Origin of the sequence: Pyxidicoccus caerfyrddinensis (assembly GCF_010894405.1) — a bacterium.
GTDB classification, from domain to species: Bacteria; Myxococcota; Myxococcia; order Myxococcales; family Myxococcaceae; genus Myxococcus; species Myxococcus caerfyrddinensis.
Genome location: NZ_JAAIYA010000013.1, coordinates 130,549 through 148,327 on the forward strand (window position 1 = coordinate 130,549; position 17,779 = coordinate 148,327).

The window sequence follows — 17,779 nt, forward strand, 5'->3', positions numbered from 1 at the left end:
GAAAATTAGCGTCAAGACACGGATGCAAACCTTTGCGTCCCGCAACTATTGACAGTCAGTAGCCGGCCTCTCTAGCATCGTTTGAACGAGGGCGGGATGACCCCGCAATCGTGAGGATGTCACTCCAAGGGGGAAAGCCATGAAGAAGCTCACCATTCGCAGCACCGAGACCGAGAAGACCAGTCCTGTTGCGTGGGCGTTTGTTTTCTGACCCGCATTCCCGCGGGAGCCAGGCTTCTCCGGTGCGCTTCGTGGCCCCACCGGAGCGCATTCTCGACAGGGATTGAATCGCCAGCGCTCCTCGGTCCATGCGAGTGAGCGCGTGGCTTCTGTCCCGGGCCGCGCTGAGACACCCTGTGCACATGAACTGGCGGAACGACCTGCCGTCCCATCCCCTGTCATCCGGGGAGCGGGTGCTCGTCCTGGAAGCGGAGCCCGGGTCGGAGCGCCGCGAGGCCCTCGCCGGATGGCTCGAGAGGGCCCGAGGCGGGCAGGCTCTTTTCAGCCAGCAGCTCGACTGCGACTTCTCGCAGGGGGGCGTCTGGGCGGGAGTCGCCGAGTTGCTCGGCGCGCTGCTCCCGCGCATCCGTGCCGTGGCGCCCGCTCTGCTCGTCTCGCATGACACCGAGCTCACGGCGATTCTCCCCCAGCTCCGCGAGACGACTCGGCCGCGCCACCAGTCGCTCGTCGAGCTCTCCGCCGACCAGGAGCTGTTTCAGCTCCATGCGCTGAGGCGGGCGGACCGGCTCGTGCACGGGGCCATCGAGCTGCTGGCCGGGTTCCGTGCCGCCGACACCGCACGAGGTCCGTGGGTCCTCGTCTGCGAGCATTTCGACCGCGCGGGAGACCTGGCGCGTCGATTCTTCCGCGAGCTCGTACGCCGCCGAGGTGAGCACCTCGATCTGACACTCCTGGTCGCCGTCGACCCCGGAATGGGCGACGCGACCTGCACGGAGCTGTCCGGTGCGGGGCGGGTCTCCGGGGTGCGCCTGTCCCTCGCGCCACAGGCCCAAGCTCCGATGTCCGCGGAGGTCCAGCGCGCCAATGCCCACGCGGCACGCGAGCTGGAGCACCGCGTCCAGGGCAAACCGGACGCCGTGGAGGCGAGCCTCGCGAGCCTCATCCAGCTCTGGGAGCAGAGCACGGAGCCTGAAAACGCCCCGCGGTGGCGAACCGAGGGGCTGCGCCTGTGCGTGCGGCAGGGCTATTACGAGGATGCGCTCCGGTATGGCGAGCCGCTGGTTCTCGCGCTGGACGCCCTATGCGACCGCGAGCCGAAGGCGCGCTGGGACATCCTGGGTAAGTTCTGTGCCTGTCTCTCCATCACCGGGAGGGGGGAGCGGGCGGCGCGCCTCCTGGAGGAAGAAGTCGTCGCGAAGAGTGACGACCCCGCGCTGCTCGCCCGCGCCTTCCAGACGCTGGCCGTCTACCACCTGCGCTACCTGCCCAGGCGCGACGTACGCGCGGCGGAGCAGTGCGTGCAAAGGGCCGCCGAGGCGGTGTCACGGCTCGCGCCCTCCACGGACGAGGCCCGAACCCTGAGCATCGTGAACAACAATGCGCTTGCACTGGTGCGGCTGCACGAGGGACGGCCAGACGAGGCGCTGCGGATATGCCAGGCCTCGTTGGTCATCCTCGACGAGCACTTCGGTCCACAAGGACGGCCTTTGCAGCGGGCGGCGCTCATGCTCCGCCTCGCGGAGTTGTTCCTCTTCATGGGCGCGCATGACGAGGCGCTCGCCCACTACTCGGCGGCAATCGCCATCGACCCGAGCCAGTCGGAATACTACGGCCTGCGCGGGGTCGCGGCCTTCAAGGCCGGTCGCTTCGTGGAAGCGGAAGCGGACTTCCGCCAGGCCCTCGCGCTGAGTCCGCCCCATGCGGAAATTGGGGTGAACCTCGGCCAGTGTTACCGCGCCATGGAGCGGGCGGAGGACGCCCTCCGAGTGTATTCCTTCGCGCTCGAGCTCGAGCCCCGGAACGTGTTGGCGCTGGTGGGAAGGGCGCAGGTCCATGAGCTGCTGGGCCAACCGGAGCGAGCCTGCGCGGATTACGATGCCGTGCTCCTGCTGAAGCCCGACGACGCGCCCGTCCTGGCCAACAGGGCCGTCTTGCATTACGAGGCGGGACGCTTGCATGCCTCCGTGGCCGACCTGGATCGCGCCATCTCGCTGGCATCCGATACACCCGAATTCTACCAGAACCGCGCCGTCGTCCTCTCCGACCTGGGTCGGCGAGCGGAGGCCCTCGCGGACCTCTCGGCGTATCTGCGGCTGCGCCCCGATGCCGAGGACCGTGCCGAGGTGGAAGCGAAGCTGGCGGCGTTGCTCGACGCGCCCGGGCAGTAAACCCCATCCCCCAGGTCGCGCGTGGCCTTGCGCCGGGGCGTCGGGAAGCCCGAGCGCCGGACGCCGGTTGAGCCTTCGCGCCGAGTGCCTCGAACGGATGCAAGGGAAGCGACCCGGTCCAAGGAGATGCGCGTTCATCGGAGCCAGGGCGCGCCACGCTCCGCGTGGAGACCTGACGGTGAGAGCCTTCCAGGCAACAGGACCCCGGTACGCCTATATCTCATACTTCTCAACCTTGGACGTCATGAGATATGCAGGGATGGAGCGCGCATGTATGTGCAACTTCGCCCGTGATATGAGAGTGCAGGTCATTCCAGGGGGGAATGCATGACGATACATCATCAGCTCAGCGAGATGATTGATGTGGTGCTGCCGAACGTGCAGAATTTTCATTCGCGCGGTCAAATGGCGCCGCATGCTGCGTCCATGAACGGTGCGGGCCAGATCAAAGGGTCCTTACTGGCCACTGATAACGGTTGCCATCTCACTGTTCCGGAAGCGCTCGCGCACTTTGAGTCGGAGCTTCGCCGGGCGGCTGAGGAAGGTAGCATCGTCGCTTCAGCTATCATCTTCCATGGGGTTGGACTGGCAGATCCCGCGCAGCCCGCACAAACCAAGGGAGAGGCCAGCGCGATAGTTGCCTTGCTGGAGCACGAAGCTGGCGACTCAGTCTTTCTTGTCATTCCCTACCAGGTAACGAGGCGCGGCATTCAATACGAAATGGGTAAGCTCGTCCGCAAGCCAGCGGCCGTCTTCCTTGGCGCGCACTCACAGGCCAGGCCGTGGTGGCGTTCCGGGTGAGCCTCACCATCCCGAGGACGATAGGCGTGCGACTCAACGAATGACTTTGGCTCGATGAGCGAGAAAGGGGCTCGGCAACATGTCCGCCGGATATGGTCTCTTGCTTCAGGAAAGTTACCGAATAGTGCATGTGGGGCACGTCGCGGACAAATGTCTGCGCTGCCGTGACATGAGGATGTTCACGCTGTTTCGTGAAGAGGCACGTCTCTCGGTTTTCTTCATCCCGACATGGTGGAGAGCCGTGCGCGAGGTTGTGGCGTGCTCCCGGTGCGCCCAGTTGATGGATGCGAGGGCCGCGGACTATCTGGCTGTGGAAGCGTCTCCGAGCTTGGACGTTCGTGCGTTGGTGGAACGAACCAACCCCGGCCTGGCTGAGCGGCTGAAGCGAGAAGGGGCGGTGAGCGCGGGCCGGAAGCTGATCAGCGACGCGGAGCAGACGGCGTTCATCGCGGATGCGGTGCGTGACGCGTCACGGGCCGTGGGGCGCGCCTCGTGGTGGGGGGCACCCCTCTTCTGGCTCGCGGCCCTGGTGCTATCCGAACTCTGGTTGATGCAGGACCTGAAGCCTCCCATGCCCCTGGCCATGATGGTGGTGACAGTGGTCGCGCTCGTGTGGTGCCGGCGGATGGTCATTCGATTTCTCCGTCGCGAAGTGCTCCAGTCGCTCGCAGAGACTCTGACGCCGCTCCAACCGACGCGACACGAGATCATTCGGGCCGCGAAGACGACGAGGAGGGCAGAGCGGGAGGTATTGAAATACGGAGGGCTGAGCCAGGTCTTGAGTCTGATGGCGAGAGCATCTGTTGCGTCGCCGGTGGGGCTGATAGAGAAGTGAAGCCGTCGAGGCGGGACTGCTTGTGTTTCCATCGCCTTGTCTGCGGGTTCGAATCCCCTTGGGGACACGGAAGGCCAGGGCCGCCCATGCGGCCCCGCTTTGCGCCGCTTCAACCCACGGCGGTGCCTAGGGTGCCTCGTACTCGAGGATGAGCTCCGGGGTCAGAAGTGAGCCGGAGTTGTAGAAGTCCACCAGGTTGCCCGGCTGCGCCGCGGCGTTCTCATCGAAGGCGATGCGGAACTGGGCGCGCGGACCACCCGTCTCGCGCGAATCCCAACGCGCCGCCACGCTGGCGGTGACATCGAGCAACTTCACGGTCGGCGCGGCCTCCCGGGCCAGCACCTGTGAGGGGCCCACGGGCAGCATCCAGTCCTCGGCTTCCAGCGTGGGCCCGTAGTCCACCGGCGCCACGTCCAGCGTGCCAAGCACGCCATACGGACTGCCCTGCGTCGTCCACTGCTCCACCTCCAACTTCGCGGAGACGATGCGGCGGGGGCTTGGCTCCAGGGAGGACAGGTCGAAGCCGAGATAGCCGCGGTAGCGCCGCACGCCGCTCCCCGCCTGGCTCTCCGTGGCGTCGCCCACCCGCAGCACGTCCGTGTTCGAGCTGACGGTGGTGGTGCCCGACTTCAGGTTGTGCACGAGCGAGCCACTCAGCTCGAAGCGACGCTCCATCGTGACCTGGTAGCGCTGGATGATGCGCAGCACGGCCATGGAGAAGCAGGGGCCGGTCTGCCGGGGCTCCCCCTCCCCCAGCCGATTGCCCGCCAGGTCCTTTGCTTCGACGGAGACGTCATAGGCGATGTAGGCGCCGTAGGGCGCCGCGGTGGCGGGTTGGAACGTCACCCGGGTGCCGAGCTCGTTCCAGGTGAAGGAGCCGGGCACCTGCTGCTGGCTGGACGCGTCCTGGCAGGAAGAGACGGTGAAGGCGCGCTCGACGGAGGCCCGGTCCATCTCTTCGGAGAAGCCCAGCGTGAGCGAGAAGGCCGGAGCCACGCCGATGGCCACCGGGGTGGGCATCTCCACCAGGGAGGGAGGCCTCGTGTCGACAGAGCTGGCGGAGAAGGTCCGGGACAGGCTCTGCGCCAGTCCCGCCCCCCCCACGTCCTTCGCTCCGGCGCTCACGCCCCACGTCACGGTCTTCGAGTCCGGCCAGGGCACCGACGGCGTGAAGTCCAACGTGTTGCCCTTCCAGGCAAAGGTTCCCGCCGCGTCCGCCACTCCTTCCACGAAGAAGGCGGCCTCGGTCGCGGGCTTGTCCATGGGCTCGGAGAAGGTGACGCTGAGCACCTCCTCGACGGCGAGGCCGCTCGCGCCATCCGCGGGGCTCGCGGACACCACGGTGGGGTAGGTGCCATCGGCGGGCGGCGTTCCCACGGAGAAGCTGCCGGCGAACGGCTGTTCCAGCGGGAGTCCCGCGGCGCTCTTCGCGGTGGTGGTGAACTCCCAGCGCACCGTCGCCTCGGCCGGCAGCGGGGACGTGGGCTTGAAGGTGAACACCCGGTCTTCATTCGTCCAGCTGAGGCTCCCGCTCACTCCCGCGGGCTCATGGATGACGAAGGCCTCGCGGGTGGCGTCGCGGTCCATCGGCTCGGAAAAGGTGAAGCGGAGGGCCGTCACGGGCGCGATGCCGGAGGCCCCATCCTCCGGGCTGGCGAGCACTCCGCGGGGGGGCTTGAAAGGCGTCGAGCCGCCCGAGTCCGGATCACCCTCGGCTCCCGGGTCCGGCGCACCCTCGGCTCCCGGGTCCTTCGCGACGCCCGGGCCACAGGCGGCCAGCAGCGCCAACACCATCCAGCTCATCCACCGTCTCATGTCGTGTCCTCGCCGTGCGGGCCGCCAACGGCCGCGCGCACCGGCAAGACCCGTGAGCGGGCGGAACTGCGCAAAACTTCAGCGCCTCCAGGTCAGCCCCACCCAGGTGCCCGGCAGCGCCGCCGCGGTGAGCTGTCCATCCCGGCGCAGCAACAGCAGGGGCAACTGGGCCTCCAGGGCCAGGGACACCGGTCCCCCCAGCGGCAGCGTCGCCCCGGCCCACCCGGCGCCTCCCACCACGCCGCTCCAGCCACCGCCCTCCGGCTGCACCCGCTGCACCACGGCACCCCCTCCCACCTCCACGCCCGCCGCCACGCTGACGGGCCCCAGCACCATGCCCCAGCCGTGGCCGAGCCACCCGAGGAGGCTCGTCTCCCGGAAGGACTCGCCGCGTCCCGAGGCCACCTGCGCCGCCAGGCCCCATCCGTCTCCACCCGTGCGCCGCAGGGCCACGCGTGCCCCCGGCACCGGTCCGAGTCCCCGGGCCACCGCTCCCTGCACGCCCCCCATCACGCGCACGGTCCACGGTGAGTCCTGCTCTTCGAACAGCGGTCCTCCCCGGGCCGCGCTGGCGGACCTGGGAAGCGCCGCGAGCTCCTCCCAGGTCACCGCGCGCGTCTGTCCCGCCCGCACCTCCACGCGGCCCGCGTGCACCCTTCCGCCGCGCACCAGCCGCACCGCGTAGGCCCCCGGGGTGACGGCCACACGCCGCGCGGCTCCGGGCACCAGCTCGGCGATGACCTGGTCTCGCGGTGCCTGGGCCACCAGCGCGCGCTCGAAGCCGTCGGGGAGCTCCAGCAGGGCGTCCGGGCGGGACAGCTCGGTGAAGACCAGCTCACCGCGGCCGGACAGGCGATAGTCGTAGGCCGGGTGCTGCGTGCCCACGAAGGTGGACGTGGTCTGCGTCACCGTCCGCGAGAAGGCGTACTGGTAGGCCTCCGCGAGGGTGACGCGGCCATCTCCCGAGCTATCCGCCGCGCCCCTCAGCCCCGAGACGAAGTGGTGGGTGAAGATGCCGCCGCCCACCTCGCGGGACTCGAGCGCCACCTCGTCCGCCGCGCTCGACGTGAGCAGCACCTGCCCGGAGGAGGCCAGCTCGTCCGTGAGGCGTACCTGGAAGGCGGGCCCCAGTGCGCCCCCCCTGGCCGTGAGCAGCGCTCCACTGCGGCAGCTGTCCACCAGCGCCACCCGCACGTCCGCCCCGGTGTCGTCGAGCCAGGCCCGCAGGTCCGAGAAGCGCAGCCGCTCACCGCCCAGCTCCAGCGCCTCTCCATCCGAGTGGCCGGAGAAGTAGAAGGTGAGGATGACGCGGGTGGATGGCGCCCCGTGCCAGCGCCGGACGCGCTGCTCGGCCCGTGCGAGCGCACGGCGGACCTCCCCCAGCCCGCGCCCCTGGAGCAGGAAGAGGTCCTCGGGGGCCACGCCGCCCAGCTCCACGAGGACGCGCGCGAGCTTGCCGGCATCCGTCTCCGCGAAGTGCAGCGAGGGGCGCTCGCCGCTGCCCGTGTTGTTGCCCACCACGACAGCGAGCCGCCAGGTCTCCGCCAGGGCGGGCGCTGACAGCAGGAGCAGGAGCGCGAGGAGGGTGGGGCGCAAGGCGTTCATGGCTTTTCGAGAAGGAAGGAGGCCTGCCCGTCGGCGGGGACGGGGAGCCGGCGCGTTTCCCGCAGGGCTCGAGGCCCCCGGGCGGCGAGGGCGCGCAGGACCTCCTCCACGTCGGTGCGCTCCAGCGGGACGCGGGAGAAGAGGGCGAAGACACGCTCGGGGCCCGGCGCGGCGTCCAGCACGATGCTGCCCGGCAGCTCCACCGGGCCGGCCGCCTGGGAGAGTCGCTCGCTGCGGACGCCTCCATAGGGGAAGTACACGCTCACCCCGCCCGAGCCGTCCAGCGAGACAACCAGCAGGTAGGGCAGGCCCGCGGGCTCCACCACGAAGCGCAGCGCGTCTCCCGGAGAGAGGACAGCTCCCTCGTGCGCCTCCTCCACACGCTCCCCCTGCCGGGCGAAGACGCGCAGCAGCGGCCCGCCCTTGATGCTGTACTCCGGGGGCAGCGGCTCGGGGCTGGAGGAGCGCCAGTGCGGCAGCACCGCCAGGGCCACGCCGAGCGCGGCGGCGGGCGCCAGAAGCCAGACCCAGCGCGGGCGGGGAGGCGTCCCTTCCCTCCGCGCGCGCAGCCTGGGGAGGGTGCGTGGCAGCACGTCCGTCTCGAAGTGTCGGTGCGTGGCCTGGAGCGAAGCCCGGGCCTGCTGGCAGCGCGTGCACGCCTCCAGGTGCGCCTCGGCTTCGGTGGTGGCCTCCGGCGGCAGCGCGCGCAGGGCGAGCGCGTCCAGCTCCCACTGGGACAGGTGCCCCCTCATACGCCGGCCTTCCGCTGGAAGCGCTCGACGCGCTCGTGGAACTCGGCGAGCCGGTTGACGACGGTGCGGCGCGACAACTCCAGCACCCGGGCCACCTCGCCCTGGTCCAGCCCGTCCACGAGGTGCAGCCACACCACCGCGCTCAGCTTCTCCGGCATCCGGGACAGCAATCGCACGGCGAAGTCGCGGTCGGCGAGGGCTTCCTCCAGGCTGCGCCCCGGCACGTCGGGCAGCTCGGCCACCGGCTCGGGACGCAAGCGCGCGTCGCGGAGCTGGTTGAGGCAGTAGTTGGTGGCCACCCGGTAGATCCACGTCAGCCCGGCCTGTGCGTCCGGAGCCTTGTCGAGGTGCCGCTGCACTCGCATGAACGTCTCCTGGGTGGCGTCCTCGGCCGCCGCGCCGTCTCCCAGGAGCCGCTGGCAACGGGCGTAGATGGCCGGCCCGTATTGACGGTAGAGCTGGGCGAGTCGGTCTGCGGTCATGCTCGGGCGTCCGGGGACGCCAGCCTCCCGAAGAAACGACCCGCGGCGGGAGCCGGCTGCGCAAGAAAACTGCGGGGGTGGTTACTACGCACCCTGGGATTGAGGCAAATCCCCCGGCTGGACCTGCGTCTGTTCCGAGGCCCTCACTTGCGCTGTCGGAAATCGCGTGTTGCCTGCGGTGTTTTGATGCCCATTGTCTTCACGTGGAGTGCAGGTGTGCCCACGGGGGAGGGGTATGCGAGCGACACGAGGGTGGGGGACGGCGTGGTGGTTGTTGTTGGCGGCGGCGTGTGGGGGCAATGAAGCACGCGAAGCTCCAGCCGGACTGAAGGCGCAGGAGCAGCACTACACCTCGGGGCAGAACCTCATCCCCGACCCGGGCTTCGAGAGTGGAACCTCCGGTTTCACCGGGAGCTCGACGGCGGTGGCCTTCACCCGCAGCACGGTGGCGCCCATCACCGGAACGGCGAGCCTGGACCTCGGACTGCCGAGCTGGGGCGACAGGGCCTCCATCCTGGTGGACCCCGCCTGGAACAGCGGGACCTTTGCCCAGACGTTGACGATGTCGACGAAGCTGCGGGTGCTGTCGGGGAGCGCGGGCGCGCCCATCTCCTTCTGCGCGTACGCGTACTACCAGGACAGCTCCACCGCGGTGTTCAAGTGCCAGGATGTCGACGCGGGAACGCGCGACGACCGCGTCGCCTCGGTCTCCCTGGACCTCGACAAGACGCGGGAGCTGGACCGCGTCTACTTCTGGGTGCGCCTCAACGGGCAGGGGCCGGCGACCGTCAAGCTTGACGATGCGAACCTGACCCTCTGGGCCACGACTCCGTCCGGGCCTCCTCCGACGAGCGATGGCCAGGAGCTGCTGTCGGGCGGTAGCTTCGAGAGCACGACCGCCGGCTTCGAAGTCACCGGGACGTCGAGCACCGTCTCCCGGAGCACCACGTCCCCCCTGTCGGGCACGGCGAGCCTGCGGGCACACGTCGCGGGCTGGGGCAACACGTTGTTCGCGCTCCGCGACTTCGACTGGAACAGCGGCACCACCGGAACGGCCCTCCGGCTGCGGGCGAAGCTGCGGGTCGACGCCGGCCCGGCCGGCGCGCCGCTCGTCATCTGCCCCATGGCGTACTACCAGGACAGCTCCACCGCGGTGCGGACCTGCCAGAACGTCGACGCCGGCACCCGCACCCTCCAGTCGCTGGACCTCACCACCCCGCTGGATGGGACGCGGCAGCTGGACCGCGTCTACTTCTGGGTGAAGCTCGAGGGCAACGGCCCCGTCGATCTGACGCTGGATGACGCCTCGCTCGTCCTGGTGAATGGCAATGCGCCGGGAGGCAACCCGCCGCCGCCTCCGCCGCCGCCTCCCGACCCGAACCCCATCCCGAACCCGACGCCAGGCCCCGCGCCCACGGGCACGAAGCTCATCGAGGTCGACCTGCGCCCGCACGCCAGCGTCGCCGGCACGGGGACGACGCGGGTGTCCTTCGGCCTGCCGCTGCCGCCCGGGCTCCTGACGGATGCGACGAAGGTCGTCGTGCAGACCTCGGCGGGCGTCGAGATTCCAGCCTTCACCCGCGCCCTGGCCGTCTGGCGGGCGCTGCCCCCGGCCGAGGTGCGCTGCGCCGGGGTGAGCACCACGGCGGGGCCGGGCATTCGCAGCCTGCTGGTCCAGCTCGACCGGGCCTTCGCCAGCACGACGGAGGAGCGCATCCGCATCATCGTCAACGCCACGCCGGCGAGCCGGCTCTCCTCCGAAGTGCCGGTCCGCAGCACGTTCCGGCTGGTGAACGAGGGAACCTTCAGCGCCTCGCACGGCGTCTACGAGCCGAAGGTCTACGCCGCCATCCCGAAGGAAATCCTGGCCTGCGCCGGCATCGGCACGGCGTCCGCCCCGGCCGGCCGCGATTCGGTCCTGGCGAAGACAGACACGGCGCAGGGGGACTTCTTCTACACCGCCATCAACGAGTCCTTCGGCTGGCAGGTCGACCCGGCGAACCGCATTCCCTACCAGACGGACTACGAGCCGTGGCTCTATGACCGGGCGCAGGTGTTCTTCAACGGGTACGTCCGCACGGGGAACTTCGACATGCTCCGGGAGGGCGTGCGCGCCAGCCACTTCTTGTTCAACCAGCTCTACCAACCGGGTGACTGTGGCAGCCTCGCCCCCGAGCGGTGCGCCGGCTTCTTCAAGCTGAAGAACCCCGACGCGGCCGACTTCTACAAGGACGAGAAGTACTCGTACAACGAGTCCCTGTGGACCTGGTACCTGCTCACGGGTGACTCGCTGCCCTACGGCATCATCGACGACGTCGCGGTGGCGACGCGCTACGGAGACAGCAGCTTCGACGTGGCGACGCTGACGGGCCAGTTCACCGAGCGCAATGCCGGCAACGGGCTGCTCGCGGACGTCATCCGCTACGAGGCGACCGGCGAGACGGCGGTGAGGGACAGGGTGCTCCAGACGATTGGCAGCCTGAGAGCCATGCAACAGACGCCCGCGGGCGGCATCCCCGCGAACGGCTGCTTCAATCACAAGGGGCCCGACTGGGAGACCGAGTATGGCTTCTCACCGTGGATGAGCGCGCTCGTGGGGCACGCCCTGGTGCGCGCCTACCAGGTGACGGGCGACAGCCGCATCCCGCCGATGCTGAGCGACCTCGCCAGCTGCGTGCTCTCGCGCGGTACGTACTTCACCACGCGGCTGGATGGCGTCTCGCGGCGGGTGCCGCTCTATGGCGGTGCGTCCACCGGCCCGGTCCGCGAGCTCGACGCTCCCGCCGGCTCGACGCAGGCCCAGTGGGACCCCTGGGCCGAGATGGAGCACGCGAGCGACGTGGCCTACCTGCTCGCCACGGGGGCGCTCTTCTCCACGGACACCAGCCGCCGCGACACGCTCCTGGCCGCAACGGGCGAGCTGGTGACGACCCACGAGTATGTGATTGCCTACTGGACGCGGAGCTCGTCCGGGCTCGCGAAGTACCGGCTGACGCCGCCGCGCAAGTACAACTGGTGGTACCACAACGCGGGCGGCATCGGCTGGACGCTCGGCGGTACGCCGTCGTTCTGAGTGACAGCCTGTCCCCTTGGGAGCGTTGCACGATCCAGCTGCGCGCGAAGTAGGATGCGCGCATGCTCAAGGTCTACGGATTCTCCCGAGTGAACAAGATGGCCCGCGGCAAGACCCGCGATCTGCGCGTGCTGTGGGCGCTGGAGGAGATGGGGCTGCCGTACGAGGTCGTGGGGATGGATCATCCGCGGCACGACCTCGATACGCCCGCGTATCGCGCGCTCAATCCGTTCGGACAGATTCCGGTGATCGACGACGACGGCGTGGTCGTCACCGAGTCGGGCGCGATCCTGCTCTACCTCGCCCGCAAGAGCGGCAAGCTGATGCCGCGCGACCTCGCCGGCGAAGCGCAGGTGCTGCGCTGGTGCGTCGCGGCGCTGAACTCGATCGAAGTCCCGCTCCTGACCGCGTGGTTCGTCGACCTGAACGGCGGCAAGGGCACCAAGGGAAGCGATGCGCTTCACCAGTGGGGGGACATGCGCCTGAAGCAGCTCGACGGCTGGCTCGCGGGCAGAGAGTTCGTCGCGACCGACGAGTTCACCGTCGCGGACATCTTGATGACGCATGTGCTGGGCGCCGGCACCGACGAGAGTGTCGTCAAGGACCATCCAAACGTGCTCGCCTTCCAGAGGCGCTGCATCGCGCGCCCGGCCTGGAAGAAGACGTTCGACGCCTACTGCGACCGCGTCGAAGCGGCCTGAGCGCGGGGCACCGCCCCGGGGCGGGTGGTGCCCCCGGCTGCGGCCGTGGACGGCTCACCCGCACGGACACGTGTCCTTGCGTGGAGGGCCCGGGGTGACCTGCGGTACACCGTCACCCGGCGCGCTGCAGGGGCCCCCGCGGATGAGGGGCATCCGGCGCTGCGGAAGAGGGGACATGGATCGCATCGAGGCGATGAAGGTGTTTGTCGCGGCGCTCGACGAGGGCAGCCTGGCGGGCGCCGGACGCCGGCTCGCGCGCTCGCCAGCTGCCGTGAGCCGTGCAATCGCGTTGCTGGAGCAACACATCGGCGCCGAGCTGCTGCACCGCACCACCCGCACGCTCAAGCTCAGCGAGGCAGGTGAGCGCTATGCGTCCGCGTGCCGCCGCATCCTGGCGGATCTCGAGGAAGCCGAGCTGAGCGCCGCGGGCGAGCGCGTCGCTCCGCGGGGGACGCTCACGATCAGCGTGCCACCCATCAGCGGCGAGGAGATCCTGCGGCCCATCCTCGACGCCTACCTGGATGCCTACCCCGAGGTCTCGGCGAACCTCGTCCTGCTCGACCGGTACGTCAGCCTCGTCGAGGAAGGCATCGATGTCGCGCTGCGCGTCGCCGAGCTGCCCGACTCCTCCCTCGTCGCCGTCCGTGTCGGGGGCGACGTGAAGCGGGTCATCGTGGCATCGCCGCGCTACCTCGCCGGGCATCCGCCCATCCTCGAGCCGGCGGACCTGGGCAAGCACCGGATCATCACCACGACGCACTTCGGGCACGATGCGTGGGTGTTTCCGCCAGCCGCCGGGAGCGCCATCTCCCGCTCCGTGCACTTCAAGCCGCGGCTCGTGGTCAACAGCGTGCGGGCCGCACTCGCGTCCGCGGTGGACGGCCACGGCGTGACCCGGCTCTACACGTACCATGTGGCGGAGCGCGTCCAGGATGGCTCGCTGAAGGTCATCCTGCGCAACGCCGAGCCGTCAGCCCTCCCCGTGCACCTCCTCACTCCGCAGGGTCGCAATTCGGTGCCCAAGGTCCGCGCCTTCATGGACTTCGCGGTGCCACGCCTGCGCGCCGAGTTCTCGAGGCTCTCCGTGCAGGCCCAGGCCTTCCAGGGCTGACGGGAACGGCACCCCGGGCAGGGGCCCCCTCGGGCGCACAGGGGACGGAGACCGCCGGGGCTTGGGTGGTCTCCGTGCGGATTCACGACTTGCCTGCGGCGCGCCGCTTGCGAAACTCGAGCGCCGGCAAGCCGCCCCAGCCCCAGTCCTCCAGCTCGACCTCCTGGATGACCACGTAGGTCGAGTCGAGGGGCTTGTTCAGCACGTCGAGCAGGAGCTGGCTGGTGCCTGCAATCAGGCGGGCCTTCTCCTCGGGCGTGACGGAGTCCCGGCCAGGGCCGGAGCCCTCACGGGTGATCTGGATGGTGACGATGGGCATGGCAGGCTCCCCTTAGCGACCGGCGTTCTGGCCGCCGTCGACGTAGAGGATCTCGCCCGTCGCGTAGCTGGCACCCTCGAGGTAGAGAACCGCATCCGTGACGTCGCTGACCTCGCCCATGCGCTTCGAGGGGTTCAAGGTGGCGAGGAACGCGTGGGACTCCGGCGCGTGGATGGGGGTCTTGATGAAGCCCGGGGCGACGGCGTTGACGCGGATACCCCTCCCGGCGAACTCGACCGCGAGCTCGCGGGTCACGGAGCTGATACCGCCCTTGGTGAGGTTCGCGAGCCCCGTCGGAACGCCCGCGATGGCCTGGTTCACGAAGGGCGTGGTGATGCTGACGATGTGGCCGGAGCCCTGCTTCACCATCTGCACGAGGGCGCGCTGCGTGAGGTGGAAGAAGCCACCGAGGTTGGTCTTGATCATCGCGGTGAAGTCGTCGGCCGTGTAGTCCGTGAACGGCTTGGCGATGAAGATGCCGGCGTTGTTGACCAGCGTGTCGATGCGCCCGAAGCGCGCAATGGCCTCCTTGACCACGCGCTCGGAGGTAGAGGCATCGCCGATGTCGCCCGCGACGGCGAGCACTTCCGGGTCGCTGCCCTGCTTGATGGAGCGGGAGGTCGCGACGACGCGGTAGCCGCGGCCCCGGTAACCCTCGACGAGCCCGGCCCCGATGCCCTGCGACGCGCCCGTGATGATGGCGACCTTCTGGTGGGAGTTCATGATCTTTCCTCGTTGCTACGGCGAGCCGAAGTGCCGCCGTCGGCCCTGGTATGGGCGTCGAGGAGAGATTTAAGAGACGGCGTCCGCTGACTGAATACCCACCGCCCGGCAGGGACTCTTCCGCTGCGTGGAAGAATCTCGGTGCGCGGGGCTCTCGCGGCCTCTGGGGTCAGCGCCTCAGCGTTCCGTTCGCCCGGAGCTGATGGCCGATGCGGCGAATCTCCGCCTCCCCCTGGCGCAGGGCGCCGGCGCTGGTGTGCACCGAGTAGTTCCCGAGGACGAGGTCGTGCGGATGCTTCGCCGCGGAGCCGAGCACGAAGATCGTGGCGCCCTCGGCGACGAAGTCGATGGACCTCTCCGAGGGCTCGAAGATTGCGAGCTCGCCGCTCGGGATGGGCGAGGGGGCACGCAGCACGCCTTCGTGCACGGCAACCCAGGCCACCGTGTGTCCCTGGGGAGGGTGGTAGGTCCAACGCTCGCCTGCCTTCAGGCTGACCGACAGGTAGTTCATCGGGGGCGCAGCGATGGGGCTCCGCAGTCCGCCATACGCTCCGAGAATGACGCGGGCCGGCCCCTCGGTGGGCACGTCCTCCGGCATCACGTAGTGACTGGCGTTGGCTGCGTTCTCGAGCTCTGGCGGCAGGGCGACCCAGAGCTGGAACCCCCTGACGCGCCCCAGCTCGGGAGCGCCGGTGTGCCAGACTCCGCCGCCCGCGCGCATCCACTCGACGCTTCCGACCGGCAGGATGCCTTCCTTCCCGGTGGTCTCGGCGTAGCGGACGCTGCCTTCGAGCATCACCGTCACCGTGGCGATGCCCGAGTGCGGGTGCCACCCGAAGTCCATGGGCGTGGGCGCATACCGGCCGTCGAAGCCGAAGAGATCGAGGAAGACGAAGGGCTTGATGAGCTCGCCGAGGTCACCGGGGCTCATCAGCCGGGTGATGGGGCCGTGTGGGTGCCCGCTCGTGCGGTAGAGGAGCTCACGGACGGGGTGCTGAAGCGGACGTGCCAACATGTTCTGCCTCCGAATGCCGAGGGGCCGGGTTTCCGGCGGAGATGCCGAGCTTCTTGAGCAACTGGATGAGCGTCGCGCGCTCGGTCTTCGAGAGCCCGCTCGCGGCCAGGTCCATCGCGGCCTTGTGCGCGGAGAAGACCTCAGCCGCCTGCGCTTCGCCCGCTGCCGTCAGCCGGACGATGCGCGCCCGCCTGTCGCTCGGGTGGGCCTCGCGCGCGACCAGGCCGCGAGACGCCAGCCGGTCCACGGCCGTGGTGATCGCCCCGCTGGTGAGTCCGACCCGCCGGCCGATCTCGTTGACGGGCTGGGCTCCCTTGTGGAGGAGCATCTCCAGGACCGCGAAGTCGGAGAGCCCCACCTCGGACGACTCGATGCTGTGGATGGCCAGGCGCTCGAGCGTCCGATGCGCCTTCATCATCACGAGCCACAGGTGCGTGCCCGAGACGTCAGCGGCTCTCTTCTTCGGCGTGGCGCTCTTCATGGCAGATGTCTTAACGTCAAGATTCTTGAGGTCAAGCAAATCGGACCGGGCGTCCCGAGGGTGGCAGGGTGGACGATGAGCCCCCATTGCTCGCAGAGCCGGGACGGTCGCTCCCTCCTCGCGCGCCCGGACTCGCCTTTGCCCCGGAGCACGCCCTCCGGTCGGAGGGGTCGCACGAAGCCCCGCCCCAAAGTCGCTCCCACCCTGAAGGCCGATGGGGGCACGCGGCGGCGGGGCCTACCTTGAAGGCCTCTGTCCCGAGCGGGCGTATAGGTGGGCTAGAAGCCATGTTGAAGGTGAGGGCTGGAGCGGAGGAGCCGAGGAGGGCCGCTGACGGGGGCCGCCCGAGCAGAGAGCCCGGCCGGTGGAGAGGCCGCCTGAGCCTACGTCCTGTTCCGCTGTTTCACGCGCAGGCTTCCTGGCGCTGCTCGTGCTCACCGCCGGCGTGTCAGCCTGCCTCGCGCAGGACGATGAGGCGGGGCGCACGGAGGACCGGTTCCAGCAGCAGTTCATCGACGACGAGGAGGAACCCGAGCTCTGCGGGGAGTGTGATGGGGGCGCTGACGCCGGGGATGCGGGGGACGCGGGAGACTCGGGCTGTGCTCCGGAGGACCTGGAGTTCACCGAGCCCACCACCTGTGTCACCACCGATGCTGGAGTGGATGCGGGCACCGACGCGGGAGCGGATGGCGGAGCCGACGCGGGGGCGGACGGGGGCGCGGATGCACCCGAGCAGGGTGCCGTACCTCTCCGTGCATGGCATCAAGGACGGCCCGGACGTGATGAACCGGGCCATCAACCACTTCCCGTCCAACGCGCAGGTCTACGACTTCTTCTTCTCGGACAACCGGCACCCCATGGAGACGTCGGACTGTCTGCGCAATGCCATCGTGCAGGTGCTGAGGCAGCACTCGGGGAAGACGGTGCAGGTGGTGGGGCATTCGCTCGGCGCGGTCATCGCGGCCGGGGCGGACCACTCGCTCGCGGACAGCGAGTGGATGCCAACGGAGGTCCCGCTCAACTGCGGGTGGATGAAGAAGGTGCGCGGTCGCCATCGCAAGGACTTCGTCCTCGAGCCGGCGCCTTCCCCCAGTCAGCTCGACCTGCGCATGACGTTGGTCGACCCCATCTTCCAGGGGTTCATGGATGCTCCGCTGCTCGTCTCCGACTGCGCGCCGGGATGGGGAGACCTCACCTCGGGCAGCGCGCTCATGCAGACGCTGAACACCCGGCCTGGCTTCTCCAGGCAGCGCAGGGTGTTCTATGCCGACCTCGCGGGGGAGCACACGGCTCGGGACCTCACCGAGTTCGACGCCGATGACCTCGAGCTCATCTGCAGGGGGCTCCGGGGTGAGAACGTGAGCACGCGGAAGTTCGGCCTCGTCCACGTGTGGAATGGCGTTCCATGGTGATGTCCACCAGCTCCGTCAGCCCGCGCGGCTGGAGCGTGTGGCCCTCGTCATCCGTCTCCGCGAGCGCGCGCACCCGCATGACGTTGCGCGCCTGGGGCAGCAGCCGCTGCACCTCGTCGCGGAAGCCCTGGTCGCTCCGGGCCTTGGTGACGACGGCCACCACGGGGACGTAGCGCGCGAGCATCTCGCACACCTGGATGTCGCCGTCCTCCACGCGCCGCGAGTCCTCGCCGATGCACAGCCAGGCGACGTGGACATTCCAGGCCGCGCGTGTCGATGAGGGTGACCCTCCCACGCTTGCGGAAG

The 17,779-nt window shown here is 69.4% G+C and carries 16 protein-coding genes; 7 read left to right on the forward strand and 9 right to left on the reverse strand.

Features of this window, described 5'->3' with window-relative positions; translation table 11 throughout:
* The first annotated feature begins 362 nt into the window (after positions 1-362).
* From G4D86_RS29715 to G4D86_RS29725, 3 genes are all read left to right on the forward strand, one after another.
* On the forward strand, positions 363-2,348 hold the full coding sequence (locus tag G4D86_RS29715) for a tetratricopeptide repeat protein (protein WP_163997443.1): 1,986 nt from the start codon (positions 363-365) through the stop codon (positions 2,346-2,348).
* Between the two features lie 327 nt (positions 2,349-2,675).
* Complete coding sequence (locus G4D86_RS29720; protein ID WP_163997444.1) at positions 2,676-3,149, forward strand: hypothetical protein; 474 nt, start codon at positions 2,676-2,678, stop codon at positions 3,147-3,149.
* Between the two features lie 175 nt (positions 3,150-3,324).
* On the forward strand, positions 3,325-3,984 hold the full coding sequence (locus G4D86_RS29725) for a zinc ribbon domain-containing protein (RefSeq protein ID WP_163997445.1): 660 nt from the start codon (positions 3,325-3,327) through the stop codon (positions 3,982-3,984).
* A gap of 126 nt (positions 3,985-4,110) precedes the next feature.
* On the opposite strand, the gene G4D86_RS29730 is transcribed toward G4D86_RS29725, so the two are convergent.
* From G4D86_RS29730 to G4D86_RS29745, 4 genes are all read right to left on the reverse strand, one after another.
* Positions 4,111-5,799, reverse strand: a complete 1,689-nt coding sequence (locus G4D86_RS29730; RefSeq protein ID WP_163997446.1) for an Ig-like domain-containing protein — start codon at positions 5,797-5,799, stop codon at positions 4,111-4,113.
* A 78-nt stretch (positions 5,800-5,877) separates the two neighbouring features.
* Positions 5,878-7,404, reverse strand: coding sequence for a caspase family protein (locus G4D86_RS29735; RefSeq protein WP_163997447.1), 1,527 nt, complete (start codon positions 7,402-7,404; stop codon positions 5,878-5,880).
* Positions 7,401-8,156 (reverse strand): DUF4384 domain-containing protein, encoded by a 756-nt coding sequence (locus G4D86_RS29740; RefSeq protein ID WP_163997448.1) that lies wholly within the window; start codon positions 8,154-8,156, stop codon positions 7,401-7,403. The genes G4D86_RS29735 and G4D86_RS29740 overlap by 4 nt, the downstream gene beginning before the upstream one ends.
* Positions 8,153-8,638 (reverse strand): RNA polymerase sigma factor, encoded by a 486-nt coding sequence (locus tag G4D86_RS29745; RefSeq protein ID WP_163997449.1) that lies wholly within the window; start codon positions 8,636-8,638, stop codon positions 8,153-8,155. Before G4D86_RS29745 ends, G4D86_RS29740 begins: the two co-directional genes overlap by 4 nt.
* A gap of 235 nt (positions 8,639-8,873) precedes the next feature.
* On the opposite strand from G4D86_RS29745, the gene G4D86_RS29750 reads away from it, so the two are divergent.
* The 3 genes from G4D86_RS29750 to G4D86_RS29760 all read left to right on the forward strand — a co-directional run bounded on the left by G4D86_RS29750 (position 8,874) and on the right by G4D86_RS29760 (position 13,523).
* Positions 8,874-11,711, forward strand: a complete 2,838-nt coding sequence (locus G4D86_RS29750) for a hypothetical protein (protein WP_163997450.1) — start codon at positions 8,874-8,876, stop codon at positions 11,709-11,711.
* Between the two features lie 62 nt (positions 11,712-11,773).
* The gene (locus G4D86_RS29755; protein ID WP_163997451.1) at positions 11,774-12,412 is read left to right on the forward strand and encodes a glutathione S-transferase family protein; all 639 of its coding nucleotides are present in this window, start codon (positions 11,774-11,776) and stop codon (positions 12,410-12,412) included.
* A 175-nt stretch (positions 12,413-12,587) separates the two neighbouring features.
* Positions 12,588-13,523: a LysR family transcriptional regulator gene (locus G4D86_RS29760; protein WP_163997452.1), complete on the forward strand. Its 936-nt coding sequence runs from the start codon at positions 12,588-12,590 to the stop codon at positions 13,521-13,523.
* An 82-nt stretch (positions 13,524-13,605) separates the two neighbouring features.
* Here G4D86_RS29760 and G4D86_RS29765 read toward each other — a convergent pair whose 3' ends face one another.
* The 4 genes from G4D86_RS29765 to G4D86_RS29780 form a co-directional block, all read right to left on the reverse strand.
* A complete protein-coding gene (locus tag G4D86_RS29765) occupies positions 13,606-13,842 on the reverse strand; it encodes a tautomerase family protein (RefSeq protein ID WP_163997453.1) in 237 nt (78 codons plus the stop codon).
* Positions 13,843-13,854: 12 nt separating this feature from the next.
* A complete protein-coding gene (locus tag G4D86_RS29770; protein WP_163997454.1) occupies positions 13,855-14,565 on the reverse strand; it encodes an SDR family NAD(P)-dependent oxidoreductase in 711 nt (236 codons plus the stop codon).
* Between the two features lie 169 nt (positions 14,566-14,734).
* On the reverse strand, positions 14,735-15,580 hold the full coding sequence (locus tag G4D86_RS29775) for a pirin family protein (RefSeq protein ID WP_163997455.1): 846 nt from the start codon (positions 15,578-15,580) through the stop codon (positions 14,735-14,737).
* Complete coding sequence (locus tag G4D86_RS29780; protein ID WP_163997456.1) at positions 15,546-16,061, reverse strand: MarR family winged helix-turn-helix transcriptional regulator; 516 nt, start codon at positions 16,059-16,061, stop codon at positions 15,546-15,548. Before G4D86_RS29780 ends, G4D86_RS29775 begins: the two co-directional genes overlap by 35 nt.
* Before the next feature lie 662 nt (positions 16,062-16,723).
* On the opposite strand from G4D86_RS29780, the gene G4D86_RS29785 reads away from it, so the two are divergent.
* The gene (locus tag G4D86_RS29785; RefSeq protein ID WP_163997457.1) at positions 16,724-17,473 is read left to right on the forward strand and encodes an esterase/lipase family protein; all 750 of its coding nucleotides are present in this window, start codon (positions 16,724-16,726) and stop codon (positions 17,471-17,473) included.
* On the opposite strand, the gene G4D86_RS29790 is transcribed toward G4D86_RS29785, so the two are convergent.
* A complete protein-coding gene (locus G4D86_RS29790) occupies positions 17,391-17,768 on the reverse strand; it encodes a hypothetical protein (RefSeq protein WP_240360538.1) in 378 nt (125 codons plus the stop codon). The genes G4D86_RS29785 and G4D86_RS29790 overlap by 83 nt on opposite strands.
* Positions 17,769-17,779 lie beyond the last annotated feature (11 nt).

Excerpts from the sequence above, each read along its gene's own strand:
- G4D86_RS29740 (WP_163997448.1), bottom strand. The coding sequence starts at position 8,156 with ATGAGGGGGCACCTGTCCCAGTGGGAGCTGGACGCGCTCGCCCTGCGC.
- G4D86_RS29755 (WP_163997451.1), top strand. The coding sequence starts at position 11,774 with ATGCTCAAGGTCTACGGATTCTCCCGAGTGAACAAGATGGCCCGCGGC.
- G4D86_RS29760 (WP_163997452.1), top strand. The coding sequence starts at position 12,588 with ATGGATCGCATCGAGGCGATGAAGGTGTTTGTCGCGGCGCTCGACGAG.
- G4D86_RS29735 (WP_163997447.1), bottom strand. The coding sequence starts at position 7,404 with ATGAACGCCTTGCGCCCCACCCTCCTCGCGCTCCTGCTCCTGCTGTCA.
- G4D86_RS29785 (WP_163997457.1), top strand. The coding sequence starts at position 16,724 with ATGCGGGCACCGACGCGGGAGCGGATGGCGGAGCCGACGCGGGGGCGG.
- G4D86_RS29715 (WP_163997443.1), top strand. The coding sequence starts at position 363 with ATGAACTGGCGGAACGACCTGCCGTCCCATCCCCTGTCATCCGGGGAG.
- G4D86_RS29725 (WP_163997445.1), top strand. The coding sequence starts at position 3,325 with ATGTTCACGCTGTTTCGTGAAGAGGCACGTCTCTCGGTTTTCTTCATC.
- G4D86_RS29750 (WP_163997450.1), top strand. The coding sequence starts at position 8,874 with ATGCGAGCGACACGAGGGTGGGGGACGGCGTGGTGGTTGTTGTTGGCG.
- G4D86_RS29765 (WP_163997453.1), bottom strand. The coding sequence starts at position 13,842 with ATGCCCATCGTCACCATCCAGATCACCCGTGAGGGCTCCGGCCCTGGC.
- G4D86_RS29720 (WP_163997444.1), top strand. The coding sequence starts at position 2,676 with ATGACGATACATCATCAGCTCAGCGAGATGATTGATGTGGTGCTGCCG.
- G4D86_RS29730 (WP_163997446.1), bottom strand. The coding sequence starts at position 5,799 with ATGAGACGGTGGATGAGCTGGATGGTGTTGGCGCTGCTGGCCGCCTGT.
- G4D86_RS29775 (WP_163997455.1), bottom strand. The coding sequence starts at position 15,580 with ATGTTGGCACGTCCGCTTCAGCACCCCGTCCGTGAGCTCCTCTACCGC.
- G4D86_RS29770 (WP_163997454.1), bottom strand. The coding sequence starts at position 14,565 with ATGAACTCCCACCAGAAGGTCGCCATCATCACGGGCGCGTCGCAGGGC.
- G4D86_RS29745 (WP_163997449.1), bottom strand. The coding sequence starts at position 8,638 with ATGACCGCAGACCGACTCGCCCAGCTCTACCGTCAATACGGGCCGGCC.
- G4D86_RS29780 (WP_163997456.1), bottom strand. The coding sequence starts at position 16,061 with ATGAAGAGCGCCACGCCGAAGAAGAGAGCCGCTGACGTCTCGGGCACG.